The sequence below is a fragment of the Sphingomonas sp. AC411 genome (genome assembly GCF_979253035.1).
Map to the genome: position 1 here is coordinate 442,177 of NZ_CEEDAQ010000001.1, position 17,041 is coordinate 459,217.

Consider the following 17,041-nt stretch of genomic DNA (forward strand, 5'->3'; position numbering starts at 1 on the left):
CAGCCGCTTAATCCCTTGGAGGTGGTAAGGATTACGCCCCAACGCCCGTGGCGCTGTGGACGATCTTACGGAAGCCGAAGTCCTTAACCGGAACCTCGATTGCCCACTGAGCGGCTGCGGCAAGCTCAACGGTCGTCGGAACAACCATCGAACCGGTCCAGTTCGCGCCCTGCGGGTGAATCACGAACGAACGACGCGAGTGCAGGATTTCCGCACCGCCGCCGCCGCCGCCGTTGGCGAGACGCTCAACTTCGACTGCAACCTGATACGGCACGGTGCCGAAATCGAAGCCCAGCGAATTGGAGCGAGCGAGAACGGTAACGCCAGCGCCGAACGCCGAAGTCGTGATAAGGCGCTTGCCCTGATACTCATCGAACTTCGTATCGGTGCGCGACTTGGGCACGAAGGCGTTGCCTTCCTGCTTCTTCATGAGCGCGCGGATCGCCGGGGTGACGAACATGATGTCGAAGCTCTCCGAGTTTTCCTCAGCGGTCGCCTCCGCGTCGATAATAAGTGCGTCCGAGAATGCGCCGGTCGTGGTGCCAACCTTGACGGCATTGCCGCCAGCGGCGAGCACGCCGTTGATCGATGCGACGGCATACTTCTTGATGATGCCATCCCAATAAGCGGCGATACCAGCGGCGATGCCACCGTTCGCGTTATACTGGGTCACCATCTTGGTGAGGTCCGTGACGCCCCAACCGTAGTTGAGATCGAAACGAAGGCACGAAAACTCGTCTGCCGTCAGGTTTCCAGTCGAACCCTGATCGTTGATGTTGTCATTCGAGACGTTCACCTCATCGGTGCTGAGCGGCAGGAGGTAAGGGATCGAACCCTTGCGCGGCCCGCCCTGCATAAGCATCGCGGTTTCCGGGGAAGTAACGGTAAGGCCCGAACGAACAAGCTCGTTTTCGGTGCGCGTGAGGAAGTCAACCGAACCGGCGAGACGCTTTTCGGTGCCGCCGACAAGGTTAGAAACAGTAGTGCCGACAATAGCCATGTAATTCAAGCTCCAACAAATGGGTTAAACGGCCCGCGTTGGAGCCGTGGAGACTTAAAGAATCTCCACGGTTATTTAGGATTGTCGGTGTGTCGTAAGCCGATTTAGGACGCGAGGTGCGGCATTCCCCAGCTAGTTGCCAGAGCTTTCATCTCAGCCGGGTTTTCGATCACGGCCTTATCCCACGCTTGAAGTTCGTCGTGCGACACGGGCGGCTTAGTGAAGCGGGGCGCGGTGGTGGTGGTGTTGCCGGTCGCACCAGCGCCGGTGCCCGCATTGGCGGCGACATAGGCCATGGCCTGCTTGGACTTGAAAAAGTCCGTCGTCGCTTCCTCAAACGCAATGCCATCCTTCGTGACGGCTTCGCCATTCTCGATCTTAACGCCAGTCTTCATGCGAAGTAGCGCTTCGACGGCTTCCGCGTGATCGGGCATCACATGGTTTGCGGTGATCGCGTTCTTGATCGCGTTATCGATGAGCAACTCACCAAGGCGCGTATCACGGGCGGTAAGATCGGCGTTCGCCTTATCAAGCGCTCGCTGTAGCTTGCCAAGCTCCTTTTGGTGCTCAGTTTTTGTGTTGTCGGCTGCGTCCTCGCGCTCTTGCTCGATCTTGCTCAGGCGGCTTTCGAGATCGCGGGTTTTGTCTTTCTCATCGCGAAGGCTCTTGCGAAGCTCGTTGTTATTCGCCTTGAGGCCCGAAACGTCTTCGTTGGTCTCGGTATCAGTGATTTTATCGGTCATATTCTCCTTCAGGGGCTTCCCCATCGTGGTTGCGGGCTTCCCGCGTTGAGCGCCGGGGCTTCCCCAGCGATCAACTATTTATCCCCACGCCCCGGAAGGATCGGGATTAGTCGTCGCCAGTGTCGAAGTAGTCGGCGGGAATATCGCCCTGATAGATCGGGTCCGTGATGATCAGCCGCACCGCATCGAATGCGCGGCACGCAACTTCCCAATCGACTTGCGTCGTGAGGAAGTCGATTTCCTGAGCATCCTCAAGAGTGAGATCATATCCCTTAGCGATCACGTCGCTAAGGGCATCAAGCGTTTGCGGCTTCATCAAGCAACTCCTCGATTAGTTTGACTAGATCGGGGTCCGCCAAGTCGGGGCGTCCCATCATGTATGCGCTAAAGCTTTCCGCGAACCATTCGAACTCGTTGGTCGTTGCGTAGGTGGTGCTGAGCTGGTTCTTGCGTTCGATGCCGCGCCCGCCAATGTTGCCGGGGGCCGCGCCATGAAACTTAGTAAAGAACATTGACGACAAGCGGTCTTCGAGCGGCGGGTTGTTCTTCCGGTTGCCGATGTAGCGGCGACCGTTCTTTTTCCACATCTGATGCACCTGATGCGCAAGTTCATGGTAGAGCGTCGAACGCATCTTATCGATGCCGCTAAAATACTTGTCGTTCGTGTAGGGTCGAAGCTTGATATCGTCGCCAACCTTCCACTCGCTCACGGGCTCGCCGCCGCCTTGGCGTTCCATCGTGCGGATCGTGCCGCGAAGCTTAAACTCTTTGTTTGCGAGCTTTTTGTAAGCCGTCACGAGTTCGCGACTTTCCGCCGCGATCAAAAGCGTTGATCACGGTTCGCGGGATCGCTGCCCAAGGCGATGCCCTGTTCACGAAGCTTTACCAGTTGTGCGCTCATGCGATCGATTTCGGCTTTCAACTCCACTTGCTGCTTACGGGCTTTGATCAACGCGGCGGACTCCGCCCCGGTTTCCTTTAGGCCAACGCGGCTTGCAAAGCCATTAAAGTGCGTCGCGTTGATGTTAAGGATGCCATCGCCCATGCTGGCGATTGCGTTCTGTCCACCAACGCCCTTGATGCCGCGAAGGCGCGGAACCGCAAACGCATCGGTGATGCGATTAACCTCGGGCCAAAGTGCCGCCATCGCCGAAGCCGCTTCGTCGCTAAGGTTGGTGCCAAGCGATACCTTGCCAAAGTGCTCAGGCTTAACGCTTCGATACTCGGGGCGCGTCTCATAGATCGGCGAGCTTGCCGCCTCAGCGATGCCGGGGTGAGTCGCTTCGTCGCTTCACGCTTCGAGATCACGGGAACCGTGTTGTCGTTGATTGCCGGGTCGATCGCGCTGGTGAGACGCTTAGGAGGCTCAGGCGCGCGCTCAGGGGCAGGCTCGGGAGCCTTGGGGGCTTCCGGCTTCGCCTTGGGCTTGGCGGGGCTCTTTGCGCCTCCCTCGCCGAATAGGCGCTCATCGAACTGGCGAAGCTCGCCAAGGGTCTTGAAGCTGCCGCCCCCTCACGAAAATAGCCCTGAAAATCGAAGTCCGGGTTCGCGCGGAACACGTCGCCGCGCGCCTTGCCCTCCATTATCTCATCCTGCACGGCTTCCGGCTGGTCGCGTAGCCATTCGCCATATGGCTTGTGCTTCGAACCCTCGTTGTCGCGGCGGGGTAGGAGCATCGAACGGCAACGCGGATGCGCGGGCGGCTGCGGATGCTTGCTGCCCTTTTCGTAAACGGTGCCGCTACGGCTCATGCAAACTTTGCTGGTGCGATCGTCGAGGATGGCGCTCCACTCGACGTATCGAACCGATTTCATCCGCGAATAGGACTCGTTGCGAGCCGCGTTCTGGATCGCGCCGTTAGCCGTCAACGCAATGGTCGTCGCGTCCTTGCGGCTGGTCTGGAGGATGCTTTGCTTACCGTCCGGGCCTAGCGTGTATCCGCTCGCCTTCGTGCCCCGGATACGCGCGACAAGCTGCCCGGTTGACTGGCCTTCGAAAATCCCAAGACGAAGCGCGCCTTCGAGACGACGCAAGCGGCCCGCTTCCTGAGTGCTCAGCCACGGCATGAGCAAGGTGTGCCCATCGTCCGCGAACGGAAGCGGGGTGTTCTTCACAAGGGCCTTGATGAAATCGGCGCTCGGAATGGTCGTGCGGAAGTCCACAACGCCGCCAGCGCTCTTAACGGCCTTCGCCGCGAACTCAGCTTCGTGCGCGCCGATAGCCTCAAGCTCGTTCGTGAGCCCAGCCGCGCCGTTCTTGTATGCCTTCGAGTTAACTTCGCGGACGGCGACGAGCATTTCCTCAAGTCGCTTAGTCGTCGCCGGTCCACGGTCGAAACCATCGGCCTCGATGCGCGCGTAACGCTTCGTAATCTGGTCAACTAGATCATCGTCAACGGCATTAAGCTGACTAACGAAATCGTTAGCCAGCCCTTGCCCCATTCCCTGAGCCGCCGTTACGTGACGGTAGAGAATATCCCTGAGTTTGTTATCGTCCACCTCCTATTTAGGAGGCGGGCGGATCGTCTTGCCCGATGTTGTCGTCTGCTACCGGCATTACGATCGGGGATGGCATGTCCGCCAACTCTTCCGAAAGCTCACGGTCGTTCTCTTCGCGATCGAAAGTCGAGGGAATAACCTCGTTCGCTTCGAGCATGTCGAACCACTTGTTCTTTGATAATTCGCGACTGTCGCGAAGCGACTTACGAAACGCCCAATCCTGAGCGGTAAGCGGGATCGCGTTGAAATCGGTGCTACCTTCGTAGGTGATGGCATCCTCGGGAAGGTCGAGGAACCAAGAAACCCAACTAAGGCTGTCGTTGAGTCCACCATCACGCGAACGAATGAAGTTAGCCACAACGGCGTTTTCAGCGGCGCGACGGATCGCTTCCGTTTCCGCCGCTTCCGCAACTCGCTTGTCGTCGGCAAGCATACGCCCGCCAACCTTCGCCATATCTGCCTTGAGGCTTTCAACCTCAGCGCGAAGCTCACTAATCTGACTGCCGTTCCATTCGAGGAAGCCAAGAACCGCCTCTTTCGGATCGCAATCGAACCGCCAGATCATGCCGGGGGCAATGCTAATCTCGCCTTCGCCTTCCGTGAGTTTTTGATGACGTAGGGGATCGGCGAGCAACTCCACCAATGGCACTGAGCGAGGTTTGATTGCGCGATGTATAGCTGAGCGTTGAGCGAACAAACGTCGGCGAGCGGTGCCTTGATCGGCTCAAAGGTTTCCTCAGTCGCCACCAGCGTAAACGGGATTTCGTCCAGCGTCTGGCGGGTGCGGCCCTTTGTCGGCGTGATCGTTTTGACAACGCGCCACTGTCCGCGCGTCTGTTCCCAAAGGTTCACCCGATAAACTCCACCATCAAGGCGTAGCTCACGGATCGTGGTTAGGGCCGCGTTGTCGTAGAGGCGCACGCGAGTGACGCGCTGGCGGTTGTTGATCGTGGCGGTTTCAATACCAAGGATCGATTCAGCCGTGAACATCGAGATAAACGGACGAACGCCAAGCTCGATCGCCTCCGCCTGAGAGACAGTGCCGACGCCCTCGGGATAGTCCACCACAAGGCCAACAAAGTTGGTGATGAGCAACTCTGCGAAAATCTTATCGGCGAGCTTGTCGAGAGTGAAACCCTTAGCCGTGATCGTGTTGAGGATATCGAGCGTATTGACCGGCGCGGTAATCGTCGCGGGCTTACGGGTTGCAAGCGCGCGATAATTTTCAAACGCTTTCGATGCGCCGGGGAAAAACGGCGTGCGCTTCTTAAAGTTCTCATACGCCGTAGGCGTCATGTTGTCGTCACGCGGAAGGAAGCGTTCGCAACCGATCTTTTTAACGGCGCGCTCGCCGATAACTAGGGCTCGGTTAGTCTTCCATTCGTCGATGAAATCGGAAAGGGCGGGGTCGCGGTCGTCAATAAGCATCCGATATTTAGGTTGCTTAACTTCCCATGTAGCCCTTGAGCCTGTGAACCTTTACCGGGCCTGCCCCACGTTCACCCGATAGGTGCGTAAGCGCGTAAACGAGAGCATCAACGCGATCGGGCGAACCCTTAAAGCTTGGCGAGATCAAACTCGATCATCTGTTGTTCAAGCTCAGGGAAAACGCGCGAGTGCGACACGCGCCCGCGTTCATAAAGAACGGCGATCGGTTCCGCGCGAAGGCGCTTACCGCGTCCGTGAGCGTCAACGAACTTGTGAGGTGCGCTAGGAGCGACGCGGAACAAGAGGCTTTCGAGGATATCGCGCCCGTAATCCTTTTCCGTAAGAATCCAGTTGGCATCATACTTGGCTTGAAGGCGAAGCGCTTCCTTGATCCAATCGTCGGGCTTAGCCTTGAGCGTCGCGTCTTCTAAGACGTGCATGTTACCGTCGCTGTCGCGGCCCGCGACGATCATACCGGTATGATCGCTGTTTTTATTGGCGGTGCCTGCCGGGTCGATCGCAACGACGATTTCGCTAAGCGTGGCCGGGTTAATCTGCTTGCGTCCGATCGCGCTAAGGTTGAACAAGGCGTGAGGGTTGTCCTCAGTCCACATACCGTGTTCGTCGCGACGGCGCTGTTCCTCAGTCATCGACTCGAAGTCTTCGAACAATGACGCCGGAAGGTTGGCCTTGTTGTCGATCGCGTTAATCGTGAGGTAGCGGTAAGTCTGATCGTGGCGCGGGATCGGTTTACGCTCGCCGGGAACGACGCCCTCAACGAACACTTGATAATCCCAAGAGCTTTTGAACGTCGGGTTAAGGTCGAAAAGCATCTTGGTTTCGAGTGGCGGGCCATCGGCTTTGCCGGTAGGTCCAAGCGTCGGGATGCTTTCGGATAGACGCCCGCGAAGCGTCATAACCGTCTTGTAATCAACGAAGTTGGCTTCGTTGAGCATGATAGTAGAGAACTTGAGGCCGCGAACCTTATCGGGATCGTCCAGCCCCATGAATAGAAATTTCGAGCCGTTGGGCAGGCGAACCGTTAGATCGGATTGGTTGATATAGTTTTCAGGCGCGGCTTTAAGGTCCGCATACCAACCCGGCATGAGGATATCTAAAGTTTCTGGGAATGACTCGTCAAAGAGGTTTCGTTTACAAGAGACGCGGCTTTGGTGAAAGAAACCGTGCGTCGATCCGGGCGCGCGCAAGGCGCGAAAGAACATGCCCGTAATCTCGGCAATGGTCTTACCTGAGCGGACGCCGCCAGCGGCTAGAATGTTGCGAACGGACGGATCGGCGATCCACTGGAAAAGCTGGAGGTGCTTTGGCTGGAATGTCGAGGTATTGATTTGACTAGGGACGATAGAGGCCATCCCATATTTAAGCTAACGGGGGCATTGCTGCCCCGCTCACTCAATAAGTGCCGTAAAGGTGCTCGATATAGCCACGGCTAATGTTGATCGCCGTCTTAGTCGTCGTCGTGCCGGTGCTAATCCAAGTCCTCAGATAGTAGCGGCCTTCCGGCAAGCCGGTAGTTGCGCCGCCCATGTTGTAAGGCCCGTTACGAACGATCGCCGTAGTGTTCGAAAGGCCCGTTGGCGCATAGAACATGAAGGTATAGAACGCGCCACCAAGGTTGGCGGGCATGTTCATATCGGTCTTCGTAACCGTGCCGGTAGCGCGCGTGATGTAGAATAGGTTCGTATCACCAGCGTTCGCCCCAAAGCCCAGCACGTTCGTTAGCGTGGTCGGGTCTTGATCGATCGGCGCGTTAAGATCGTTCGTAATGCCGACGAACCAACGCTGCCCAGCCGTAAGGGTCGGGATGCGAAGTCGAATGGTCGCGTAAAGCCCGCCAACGCCCGTGGTAAAGCTCTTGATCATCGGGCTGGTGCAAACCATCCCCGCAACCGAATTCGCCGCCGCTGCCGTCTCATAGCTAATCTGCGGTTCGCAAAGCGCCGCGCTGTTCGCCATCGAAACGCCCACGGGGGTGCCGTAATAGGCGGCATCCCAAGCCTTGCGGTGAATGTTCACGCCATCGCCGTGCGCCAACCATTCGCGTTGCGAGGAGAAGCCCGTCGAAATCCCAAGCGGAAATTCGCTCGCCGTGTTGTAGATATCCGACGTGCTTAGGAACGCGCGGTTCGCGATGTTCGCGGCTCGCACGACTGAGGTGTTATCGAGCAAAAGGTTGCCATCGGCGTTGATCGAAACCTTAGTCGCCGCCGCCAGTGCCGCACCGTTACGATACTGCACCTGTCCGTTCGAACCCGCCGTCGCGAGGAACGTCTTGGTCTGCCACGAAGCCGCATAGTCGGTTGCCGCCGTCTTGGTGAGAATTTGGTTGGTGGTGCCGCCAGCCGGGAGGCCATTGGTCGCCGAACCTGCGGGGCCTGCGTCGCCCTTGATCCCCTGAATACCTTGGTCGCCCTTATCGCCCTTCTCACCGGGCAAACCCTGAGCGCCAGTGTCGCCCTTGTCGCCTTTGAGGCCGGGAAGCCCTTGGATACCATCTACGCCGTCCTTGCCGGGGGCACCGGGGACACCATCCGCGCCGGAATCGCCCTTATCGCCCTTGAGGCCAGTGTCGCCAATATCGCCCTTGAGGCCGCGTGCGCCGTCCTCGCCGGGATCGCCTTTCGCCCCGCGCGCGCCATCGTCACCCTTAGCGCCGTCTGCTCCGGTTAGGCCGCGTTCGCCACGCTCACCGTCTGCCCCAGCGTCGCCCTTGTCGCCTTTGTCGCCTTTGAGGCCGGGTGCGCCGTCCTTGCCGGGGGCACCATCAACGCCATCACGCCCAACGATGCCATCGGCACCCTTGGCACCATCATCGCCCTTCGCGCCGTCCTTGCCGTCGATGCCATCGCGACCGTTAGCGCCGTCCTTGCCGTCGATACCGTCGCGGCCATCCGCGCCGGGAGGCCCGCGCTCGCCGGGATCGCCCTTGTCGCCCTTAACGCCGATGGTCGAGGGCTGAGCCTGCGTGATGATCGTGTTGGGGAGCGGCGGGGTGATGATGATCACGCCATCTTTGGGCGCGCTCACTTGGGCTCACCCTTGTAGCCGGTGCGCACGATGGTGCCGCGCTCGATCACCTTGGGAAGGCCGGTTTCGTCGATGATCGCAAACGGGCTAGGCACGCTCGGGAGCGTCTCAACCTGAGCGCGGGTGAGCGTGAGGCGAAGTGAGGTCGCATCAACGGGATCGACGGGAAGGCGAAGGCGAAGCTTAGCGCCCGGAACCTCGAAGTAGATGCTCGCGCCGGAAAGATCGACGGGCTGGCCGTCAACGATCGACTTAACTAGGGCGCTGTATCCTTCGCGGCCATGAACGGTGATGGTAGTTTCCATCACCTATTTAGATTGGTCGTTTCCCTGCTACCCCTCGCGAGCAAGTATCGAGACAACTGCAACGGTAGAGGCGGTTGCCTCCACACATAAAGCGGCCAGTTGCCGCGTTGCGGTTCGGCGATGTTGGAGGTTTAGCGCAAGCGCCAGTGATGCTCGGTGGTGAGCCCGGACTTCCTTGTAGCTGTCACCGGGGAACACATGCCCGACATAGGCTTCGAGCATTCTGTTTGCATCGGTCTTGCTGGCGGTCACCCCGTCCACTGTCTGGTGGATGGTTGGATCGAACACCGCCTGTGCGAGCGAGATGATCACTTCGCGGCATAGGAGGCCGATTGCTTGAAAGTCTTCCTCAACCGAAGCCGTGGAGAATTGCGTCCGCGCCTTTGCGAGTGCTCGGTCCACCCGGTCCCACCCCGTTGCCTCGCGCTTGGGGATCGGGATCGTGGAGCGCTTCGCTACCGATTGGATCGCCGGGGCGAACATGGTGCGGATGTATTGGCGGCGCGGGGCATACGCACCGAGATGTTCGCTCCAATGATGATACCAATCCCATAGGTCGGCATGAGGGTTCGAGTATTCGATATCGGCGGGAATGGTCTCTTTGATGCGAGCTTCTCTTGCGATGTAATAGTCGTTCACCTCTTGGATACGTGAGCCACCGGTTGCCACGGAAATCATCATGCCACGATGGATAACGAGTTCGCCAAGTAGTGCAGCCATACCTGCGACTTCTTCGAACGTCGGCTCTACAAAAATATCGTCAAACGTCCGTAAGAGTTTGAAACCGTTCGATATCGCTTCTGCGATACGCTTGCGATCTTCGGGCGGAAGTGATCGCAAGGCTTCGTTGATTGGAGCCGGGGCCTTGACGGTCGCGACTTCTGCTTGAAGGTTGGTATACCAGTCGTCATCAACGAAGCCGCCCTTGATCGGGTCAACCGAGATCGTGCATTCACTCAACAGAAGTGAGAGATCGAACCGTTGAAGGCTTTCGAGGAATTTGCGTGCGGAGATCAGAGCATCGGACATGCCTCGGTGTAAGCCGCGTGATGAGTCTATAGCAAATCCAACCAACCGTGCCCCATAGAGAGAGAACGTGGGTGCGGCAGGTAGGGGATTATGGCGAACGCAAACGGTAGGTGCGTGGTCTGTGGCGACGGTCCTACCGTTAAGTCGCATCTGTTTCCTCGCGCCCTCATGCTCGCGATGCGCGGCGATGCGAAGTCGCTTGTTCAGGGCGACCGCTTCTCAAAGGGAATAAGGCTTCCCCAGAATGGTGATTGGGACGACCTGATATTGTGCGACGCCCATGAGAAACAGATAGGCCGGGGCGACGACTATGCGGTGAGGCTGCTACGGCGTGCGCCAGACGCACCCATGATTATGGATGGTCGAGCTACGTTGCTCGCTAACCCCGAACCCGACTTACTCGTCCACTTTATCTACGGCACCGTCTGGCGACACGTCGTGAGTGGTTTGCGTAGGGGAGAACCCTTGCACTTGGGGCCTTACAAGGATGAGTTACTTTCGCGGTTGCTAAACAACGGCCCCTACGACTTCCAAACGATGGTAGCACGATCCGGCATGATGCTGCGCGAGCTTGGTCCTATCGACATGGCGCTCAACCCATACCGTGTGAAAATGATGCAGCGATGGGCGTGGCGGTTCGCTTTGAATGGCTTCGAATTCTACCTCTTCACCGCGCGCGGTAAGTTGCCGGATATTTGGAAAGAGTATGTTGCGAACGATAACCGCGCCTTGATCGCAGCTAACGGGCATGGCGTAGACATCCGAGCCATGCCGTCGCTTCGACCGATCATCGATCTGATGTCGGGTTCTTAACCGATCCCCAACGCCAAATTTGATCTGGCGCTTGGTTGGGGGGGGCGCATTATTCGACGTGCGCAAGCGTGTCGGGATGCTTCGCGATCTTGGCGCGGATGCGGTTTACGTCGCGTTCGAACGATCGTGCCACCTTGGCATGGAATAGGAGGAATTCGCCCCGGTCGAGCTTATGGGGGTCGTCCTGCCAATCCTTGGTGGCAATGTTGGCGACTTGCGCAAACGCTTTGTCGCGCACGGTTTCGTTGAAGGCGAGCATTTCATTAAGCTGGTCGAGGGTGTAACGGGCCTTGGGCATCACGGGGTTCCTATTGGGCGGGTTAGGCGGTTGCGAGGGCGGTCCTGACGGCCTGCTTGATCGTCTTACGAAGGAAGCGCGGGCTCACCTTTTTCGGAACCTTGATACCGCGCTTACGCTGCGAAGCGGTCTGTAGGTTCATTTCGTTAAGCCAATCGGCATCGCTGATATCGAGGGCGGTTAGGCAATCGCCGATAAAATCCGATTCAACCGGCTTGCCCGCCAATGCCGAGAACCCCTCAAGGGTCTTAGCCCAAGTATCGAGCCAAAGGATGACATTCCAAGCCCATCCCCAAGCCTTAACCTCGCCGTCTGGCGAGCACGACAAATCAATAACGATCATACCGGCATGGTTGCGCATCGTTACCGAAACGCCGCCGCTCACATCCGGGGTAATCGTGGTGCAACCATCGTCGATGGTCTTTGCGTCGCTGTTGCCGAGCATTTCGAGAATGAACCCAACCAAGGGCACGTCGTTGAGGGCGTCAAGGTTCTGCGGAGCGCGGAAGTAGGGGGTCGAGGTAAGCATTGCGTAGGGCCTTCGTTAAGGTCGCGGCGTCGTTGCCGTAAACCCTACCTACGTGCCCCCTTGTCCGATTCGCATTATTTGATTTCGAAACTTTATCGGCGGGGTTCGAATGCGCCCGTTAAGCGAAAGGCCCGCTCGGGATGGTATCCGAACGGGCCTCTCATGGAAATCAAAGGGAGCACAACGCAACTTACCCCCGATTGTAGCGCGATCGGGGGCGGGGCGCATTATTCGATGCGTGCCAATACCGTCCTCACGCCTTCCTTGTTCCACCGTCCGCCCCGCCGTGTCGTGATACCTTGCGCGTTAAGGTGATCGGCGATCGTCTGTAGGCTGGTGGCACCGTCTTTACGGGCTTGCTCGATCGCACCCCTGAGATCGTTGGCATAGGCATCGGCGAGCTTGCCCCTAGCGGCCCCTGAGAGCGTCGCCAGAGCCTTGCCGTCTACGGGCTGGCCTCGGTATCCCCCAAGCTGCTTACCCTGCGCCTTGAGGGCTTCTAGGGCTTCCTTGGTGCGTCGGCTGATCGTCTCGCGTTCGTGCTGAGCGACTAGCGCCATTACCCCTACCGTCATCGTGTTAGCTTCCGGCATGTCGGCGCATATGAACGACGCCCCGCTATCCCTGAGCGTTAGGAGGAACGCCGCGTTACGGCTCAGCCTGTCGAGTTTGGCAACGATAAGGGTCGCCTTGCGAATACGGCATTGAGCGAACGCCTTGTGAAGCTCGGGCCGATTGTCGTCGCTCTTGCCGGATTCAATCTCGATAAACTCAGCGTGTAGCTGGTCGTCGTCGCCGATGTAGTGGGCGATAGCCGCGCGCTGCGCTTCGAGCCCTAGCCCGCTGTCCTCTTGGCGCTTGGTGCTCACCCTCAGATATGAAACGAAACCCGCCATACGCGGGGCATAGCGGGTGCGACGGTGCCGGGGCAATGTCGAGGTCATGCCGGGGATACCGGAACCGTTTCCTCGCTCAGATAGGCGATCCGGGGGTTGCGAGCGAGCATGAGCAAGGGCGATGCGAAGTTCATGGCGTTGTGATCCTTGGCGAACACGACGCATTCCCACTCCCTTGTAGGCGCTTGGGCAGGGGTAGGAGGCCCCTACGGTGCGTGTAGATCACTCGGGTGCATAGTGCGGCCTGAGCGTCCGTCTCAGCGTAGGTGCCATCCGCAAAGCGAGCGACGGTGCCCCGCCCGGTAGGGGCGGGGATCGTGGCGGGTCCAAGGTTGCTCTTACGCATTGGCTTCAACCTTCCATGTCGAGTTGCGGAACGTGCCGATCGCCTCGGGATCGTCCTTGTTGGTGATGATGAGCTTGAGCGCCGGGGCGTAGCGTCCGCCGCCAGCGAACCGGGGCAAGGGCTTGATGCCGTGGCGCGATCGTGCGCCCCACGCTGGCGACACGCTAAGGCGATCCTCAGCGGCACCCTCATGATCGCCTTCGATGCGCCACCAGTCGCCTTCATAGAAACCGAACCGGCGAGGGTCGGTAACATCGGAAGGCGAGAGCTTTACGACGTAGCAGGGAGCGCCCGCGTCGATCGTGCGGATGACTTCGAGGTTATGGGCGCGAGCACCCCAGCTTGGGCAGGTCGAAAGAGGCAAAGGGCATCCCCTAAAGGTTGTTGCCCCTGATTCGCTCTTCGTCAGGTTTATGTCAACGGTCGTTGTCGCTTTTCTTACGGAGCTTAAACGTCCATCGGTTCCGCGTCGTCGTCGTCTCGATCGTCGGTAAGCTTAGGCGGATCGATCGTATGGAAGGCGATCGTCGGAAGCATGACGGGCGCGACGCTCATTGTATGTTCGTGCTGAGTGCGCTCAGCGAGCACCTTGCTTGCCATCGTGCGCGCAATCTTAACGTCATACTCAGCAACCAAAGCATCGCGCTGTCGATCGCCAGTCGAATATCCTTCAACGCCGCGCGTAATCAATCGCACGTCTTCGAATACTGTAACGTAATGGTCTTCGAGCGCGTCTTTATAGCGAGCATTGAACTCAGGATCGCGGCGACACTTCGCGCTAAGGGCTGATTTATGAAGTCCAAGCGATTTCATGACGTGAGCGCTTATCTCGCCGTTCGAAATACGCTCAAGAACCTGATTCCACTGGTCTTCGCTCACCAGTGCGACGAACTTACCGCCCTCATCGATCTCTTGAGCGCGCTTTGTGCCCATGGCTTGGCGGTGTTCGGCACGCAAGGCGAGGGCTGCGCTCACCTTAGCGCCATGTTCTGAGGATGATGGTTGATCGGTCATCCACTATTTAAGCTCAGGAACGCTAAACGGGACGGGAAGGGGTAAGCATCCTTGTGGCGCGTGCGCCGGTGATGACATAATGCTTAGGTCTACCATCGGATGACAGTAGGCGCGTAAACTCGATGCGGATCGTGTTGCCGGTTCGGTTTAGATACTGGTCAAGGCCGTAGGAAAAGACCCTGCCGATAGCGGCAAGCGTCTCCTTTCGCATCGAAATCGATATGTTCCGGTCGATAGTCGGGTCGTAGATAAGGCCCCGTCCGGTGTTTCCATAAAAACCTCTTACGGTTACGTCCTGTGTCATCGGTATCCGTTCGGGTATCGAAGCTTTAATATACTCCTTCGTAGCGGGGTCTAAGGTTCCCATGGTGCTGAACCCGCCAGTCCATTCCATCGAGGTGGCGCTCGGCCCGATGGCCTCATGGGCTCTGCGAAGAGAGGGCTCTACTGCGAGGACAAGTTCCTCAACCTCACCGGCTCGATCTTCGAGGAGGGCTTCAGTTTCGGCGTTGATCGGCTCTGCTGGTAAACCGAAGTTTCTCTGCACGACGCGCCTAACGAGGCCATAAAGCAAATTCTCGCTATCGGCGTCCGGGATGTCGAACACTTGCTCGGCATCGCCAGTTAACAGCACTTTGAACCTTGCCAAAATACTGCCTTGAGCGATTGGCTCAGCTAGAACGATGTGACGCCCTATAAACTGGCCCTTGTAGCGAATAACGCCTGTTTCGACGTAGTTAGCGACAAGTGAGAGAGTGTAAGCGGCCCCAGCGAGGGCATTATAGCCGTCGAAGCCCTCCATGATGTGGCGTTCGGCAAGCCCGCCGCGCAATTTTAGCTCAAACGAGGCCATATCCGGCATTGAATCGCTCCCACTGGAACCTTGTTTCAGCTATTACTGGTGAAACAGTCAACCTGACCTACGCCATGCGAGTGTGCGAAATATGATCCCCGACGTTGCGATTGGTGCGATTTTAGCGGCTATCATTGGTGCCATGCTTTCGCTGGCGGGTCTGATCGTCGCTAAGGAATCCAAGGTTTCCGAGTTCCGGCAGGCTTGGATTGACAGCCTGCGGAGCGAACTGGCTTCGTTCGCCAGTAATCTTAATTCTCTGGCCGATGCTGATACGATCGACTTTGAGTCTGATGCCAAACGATATGACGCCGTGAAGGAGCAAACGGGAAAGCTAAACGAGTCATACTACAGTATCGCGCTTCGCCTAAATGTTGAGGAGGATTCTTCGAAGGCGGTGCGGGACTCGATGCTAAAGCTATCCCGAGCTATTAAAGACCCTTTGCTTGCTGCGGAACTAGACTTTGACGCTGAGCAAGGAGAGTTTATTAGGGCGTCCAATACCTTGCTCAAGGAAGAGTGGAAGCGTGTCAAGGCCGGTGAAAAGGTGTATCAACGCACCCGCAGCATAGCGATCGGCGTGATTGGCGTTTTTGCTCTGGCAATCGTTGTTATTATTGCCGTCAATTTCGCTAATCGAAAGCCCGTCACGGCTAAGGGCGGCAATCCTCAAACCGCCATAACCGTGCCAGACGCAGCTAAGCCGGTAATCATCACGCGCGAGCAAAAGGTGACGGCGCTACCAACCACGCCGGTTCACCCACTCAGCAATCAGGCTGCTGCGAGCAACGCGACGGATAGCGTAAAGGTTGAGGAGAAAGCGAAGTAGGCCGTATGCAAGGCGCGTCGTCGCCTAGCTGCCCGTGGCCCGCATTATTCGTATCACCTTGCCGCTCTAGTGCTGGTCGCCTTGACGAAGCTCACAAAGCGCGATGCTTCTCTTTGCGCTCGCCGTCCTTCATAAGGACGCAGATGTAAGCACGGTCGTTGAAGTCGTCGCCAATCGAAGCTGCATATGCCCTAGCGTTATCCTCGCACTGCCGAACCCCGGTAGCGTGGCCGATCATCTTGTTATCGGACTCATCGTCGTTTTCGACGTTCTTCCAATACCAGACTTCGTAATCAGCCTTGTTCTCGACATAGCTGCACGGGTAGTCGGAGGCGTATTTGTCGCACCCGCAAGCCGACAAAAATAGCATCACGGCCAAGCTAAAGCGCTTCATTTCGCTTTCCCTGTCCCGGTCGAGGGTGGTTCGACGTATTGCCACGGTGCATCGAGAGCCGCCCCTCGGAAAACGTAAGTTTCTGCCCAATAACGGCGCACTGTTCGAGATAGATAAGGTGGCTGATAATATCTAAGTCCGCTGTCATCGCGTTCATTACTTCCGGGGAAACGCTGCGGACCTTAGCCGCACTGGCTCCGGGTTTATTTTTCGGGTGAACCTCGAATTTGTCGTATCGGACGATGGCCCCAAGGTGAACGATAGCGTTCCGCGTCTCACTGATTATCGTGATCTGATCGAACGCGCGCGTTAGCAGAGGGAGTCGGGTTTCCCCGCTGCCTTTCGTAGGCGCTTAATTGTCGTGATCGCCGCACCAAGTCGCGTGTTATCGAATATAACGCTGGCGGCGGCATCGGATAGCGCGCTTTCGAGTGTGAGTAGGTGAGTGATTTGACGTTCAACACTCGCAAAGCGGTGAATGAAACGCCCTAGCGCCTCCCAATACTCCCTGCGCCGCTTGGTTTCGGGGCCGGATAGATCGATGTTCAGGAGCACCATGCTTCCGTCATATCGTCAGATGTTCAGGTCGCCACCTAAAACCGGACCTCAGGCGGGTTTGCGCATCGCGCGGCCACGGTTTACCTCCTGCTCAACGGGAACGGGGAGCACGACGCGATGTCAGCGCTAAAAACGCTATTCGATATGATCGTCCTCGGTCTGCTCGGGTTTGTCGTCCTCGGGCCTCTTGGCTTGATGCTCGGCTTGGTTGTCGCGGCCCTGCTTTCGGTAGCGCGGGCGTTGAAACCGGCCCGTCCGAAACCATCGGGACCAAAGCAAAACTGGCTCGAAAACGTCTTTGATCGAGTGTTGGGCAAGCCGTAGTTGGATCGATCGGGCTCGGCTTCCCTCACCCGTTTTCAAGTTCGCTGGCGGCGCGAGGGGCAGGGGCGGCGCGCAAGGCAAAATCTTAATTCAGGACGCGCAAGCCTTGTGACTTCGAGACAGATTGGTTCCTTTC

22 protein-coding genes are annotated in these 17,041 nt (G+C 57.8%); 3 read left to right on the forward strand and 19 right to left on the reverse strand.

Going from position 1 to position 17,041, the window contains the following annotated elements; all coding sequences use genetic code 11:
• Positions 1 to 31: 31 nt before the first annotated feature.
• From AC0IX7_RS02255 to AC0IX7_RS02310, 12 genes are all read right to left on the reverse strand, one after another.
• A complete protein-coding gene (locus tag AC0IX7_RS02255) occupies positions 32 to 1,000 on the reverse strand; it encodes a hypothetical protein (RefSeq protein ID WP_471810273.1) in 969 nt (322 codons plus the stop codon).
• A gap of 104 nt (positions 1,001 to 1,104) precedes the next feature.
• Positions 1,105 to 1,743, reverse strand: a complete 639-nt coding sequence (locus tag AC0IX7_RS02260) for a hypothetical protein (RefSeq protein ID WP_471810274.1) — start codon at positions 1,741 to 1,743, stop codon at positions 1,105 to 1,107.
• Positions 1,744 to 1,849: 106 nt separating this feature from the next.
• Positions 1,850 to 2,059, reverse strand: coding sequence for a hypothetical protein (locus AC0IX7_RS02265; RefSeq protein WP_471810276.1), 210 nt, complete (start codon positions 2,057 to 2,059; stop codon positions 1,850 to 1,852).
• A complete protein-coding gene (locus tag AC0IX7_RS02270) occupies positions 2,040 to 2,567 on the reverse strand; it encodes a hypothetical protein (protein ID WP_471810278.1) in 528 nt (175 codons plus the stop codon). The genes AC0IX7_RS02265 and AC0IX7_RS02270 overlap by 20 nt, the downstream gene beginning before the upstream one ends.
• Positions 2,564 to 2,890 carry a hypothetical protein gene (locus AC0IX7_RS02275; RefSeq protein ID WP_471810280.1) on the reverse strand — a complete coding sequence of 109 codons (327 nt, stop codon included), beginning with the start codon at positions 2,888 to 2,890 and terminating at the stop codon, positions 2,564 to 2,566. Before AC0IX7_RS02275 ends, AC0IX7_RS02270 begins: the two co-directional genes overlap by 4 nt.
• Before the next feature lie 157 nt (positions 2,891 to 3,047).
• The gene (locus tag AC0IX7_RS02280) at positions 3,048 to 4,241 is read right to left on the reverse strand and encodes a minor capsid protein (RefSeq protein WP_471810282.1); all 1,194 of its coding nucleotides are present in this window, start codon (positions 4,239 to 4,241) and stop codon (positions 3,048 to 3,050) included.
• 7 nt (positions 4,242 to 4,248) lie between these two features.
• On the reverse strand, positions 4,249 to 4,806 hold the full coding sequence (locus AC0IX7_RS02285) for a DUF4055 domain-containing protein (RefSeq protein ID WP_471810284.1): 558 nt from the start codon (positions 4,804 to 4,806) through the stop codon (positions 4,249 to 4,251).
• Positions 4,803 to 5,669, reverse strand: coding sequence for a hypothetical protein (locus AC0IX7_RS02290; RefSeq protein WP_471810285.1), 867 nt, complete (start codon positions 5,667 to 5,669; stop codon positions 4,803 to 4,805). The genes AC0IX7_RS02285 and AC0IX7_RS02290 overlap by 4 nt, the downstream gene beginning before the upstream one ends.
• A gap of 128 nt (positions 5,670 to 5,797) precedes the next feature.
• On the reverse strand, positions 5,798 to 7,042 hold the full coding sequence (locus tag AC0IX7_RS02295) for a phage terminase large subunit (RefSeq protein ID WP_471810287.1): 1,245 nt from the start codon (positions 7,040 to 7,042) through the stop codon (positions 5,798 to 5,800).
• Between the two features lie 40 nt (positions 7,043 to 7,082).
• On the reverse strand, positions 7,083 to 8,717 hold the full coding sequence (locus AC0IX7_RS02300; RefSeq protein ID WP_471810289.1) for a collagen-like domain-containing protein: 1,635 nt from the start codon (positions 8,715 to 8,717) through the stop codon (positions 7,083 to 7,085).
• Complete coding sequence (locus AC0IX7_RS02305) at positions 8,714 to 9,022, reverse strand: hypothetical protein (RefSeq protein ID WP_471810291.1); 309 nt, start codon at positions 9,020 to 9,022, stop codon at positions 8,714 to 8,716. Before AC0IX7_RS02305 ends, AC0IX7_RS02300 begins: the two co-directional genes overlap by 4 nt.
• 27 nt (positions 9,023 to 9,049) lie before the next feature.
• The gene (locus AC0IX7_RS02310) at positions 9,050 to 10,051 is read right to left on the reverse strand and encodes a hypothetical protein (RefSeq protein ID WP_471810293.1); all 1,002 of its coding nucleotides are present in this window, start codon (positions 10,049 to 10,051) and stop codon (positions 9,050 to 9,052) included.
• 168 nt (positions 10,052 to 10,219) lie between these two features.
• Between AC0IX7_RS02310 and AC0IX7_RS02315 the strand changes: the two genes are divergently transcribed.
• On the forward strand, positions 10,220 to 10,864 hold the full coding sequence (locus tag AC0IX7_RS02315) for a hypothetical protein (protein ID WP_471810295.1): 645 nt from the start codon (positions 10,220 to 10,222) through the stop codon (positions 10,862 to 10,864).
• A gap of 49 nt (positions 10,865 to 10,913) precedes the next feature.
• Here AC0IX7_RS02315 and AC0IX7_RS02320 read toward each other — a convergent pair whose 3' ends face one another.
• The 6 genes from AC0IX7_RS02320 to AC0IX7_RS02345 all read right to left on the reverse strand — a co-directional run bounded on the left by AC0IX7_RS02320 (position 10,914) and on the right by AC0IX7_RS02345 (position 14,809).
• A complete protein-coding gene (locus AC0IX7_RS02320) occupies positions 10,914 to 11,162 on the reverse strand; it encodes a hypothetical protein (protein WP_471810297.1) in 249 nt (82 codons plus the stop codon).
• Positions 11,163 to 11,184: 22 nt separating this feature from the next.
• Complete coding sequence (locus tag AC0IX7_RS02325) at positions 11,185 to 11,691, reverse strand: hypothetical protein (protein WP_471810299.1); 507 nt, start codon at positions 11,689 to 11,691, stop codon at positions 11,185 to 11,187.
• A 227-nt stretch (positions 11,692 to 11,918) separates the two neighbouring features.
• Positions 11,919 to 12,587, reverse strand: coding sequence for a recombinase family protein (locus AC0IX7_RS02330; protein WP_471810301.1), 669 nt, complete (start codon positions 12,585 to 12,587; stop codon positions 11,919 to 11,921).
• 338 nt (positions 12,588 to 12,925) lie between these two features.
• Complete coding sequence (locus AC0IX7_RS02335; protein WP_471810303.1) at positions 12,926 to 13,297, reverse strand: hypothetical protein; 372 nt, start codon at positions 13,295 to 13,297, stop codon at positions 12,926 to 12,928.
• An 83-nt stretch (positions 13,298 to 13,380) separates the two neighbouring features.
• Positions 13,381 to 13,947 carry a hypothetical protein gene (locus AC0IX7_RS02340; protein WP_471810305.1) on the reverse strand — a complete coding sequence of 189 codons (567 nt, stop codon included), beginning with the start codon at positions 13,945 to 13,947 and terminating at the stop codon, positions 13,381 to 13,383.
• Between the two features lie 22 nt (positions 13,948 to 13,969).
• Positions 13,970 to 14,809, reverse strand: a complete 840-nt coding sequence (locus tag AC0IX7_RS02345) for a hypothetical protein (RefSeq protein WP_471810307.1) — start codon at positions 14,807 to 14,809, stop codon at positions 13,970 to 13,972.
• Positions 14,810 to 14,891: 82 nt separating this feature from the next.
• On the opposite strand from AC0IX7_RS02345, the gene AC0IX7_RS02350 reads away from it, so the two are divergent.
• Positions 14,892 to 15,629 (forward strand): hypothetical protein, encoded by a 738-nt coding sequence (locus AC0IX7_RS02350; protein ID WP_471810309.1) that lies wholly within the window; start codon positions 14,892 to 14,894, stop codon positions 15,627 to 15,629.
• Positions 15,630 to 15,720: 91 nt separating this feature from the next.
• Here AC0IX7_RS02350 and AC0IX7_RS02355 read toward each other — a convergent pair whose 3' ends face one another.
• Positions 15,721 to 16,023, reverse strand: a complete 303-nt coding sequence (locus AC0IX7_RS02355; RefSeq protein WP_471810310.1) for a hypothetical protein — start codon at positions 16,021 to 16,023, stop codon at positions 15,721 to 15,723.
• Positions 16,024 to 16,725: 702 nt separating this feature from the next.
• Between AC0IX7_RS02355 and AC0IX7_RS02360 the strand changes: the two genes are divergently transcribed.
• Entirely contained in the window at positions 16,726 to 16,905 is a 180-nt protein-coding gene (locus tag AC0IX7_RS02360) for a hypothetical protein (protein WP_471810312.1), read from the forward strand.
• Positions 16,906 to 17,041 lie beyond the last annotated feature (136 nt).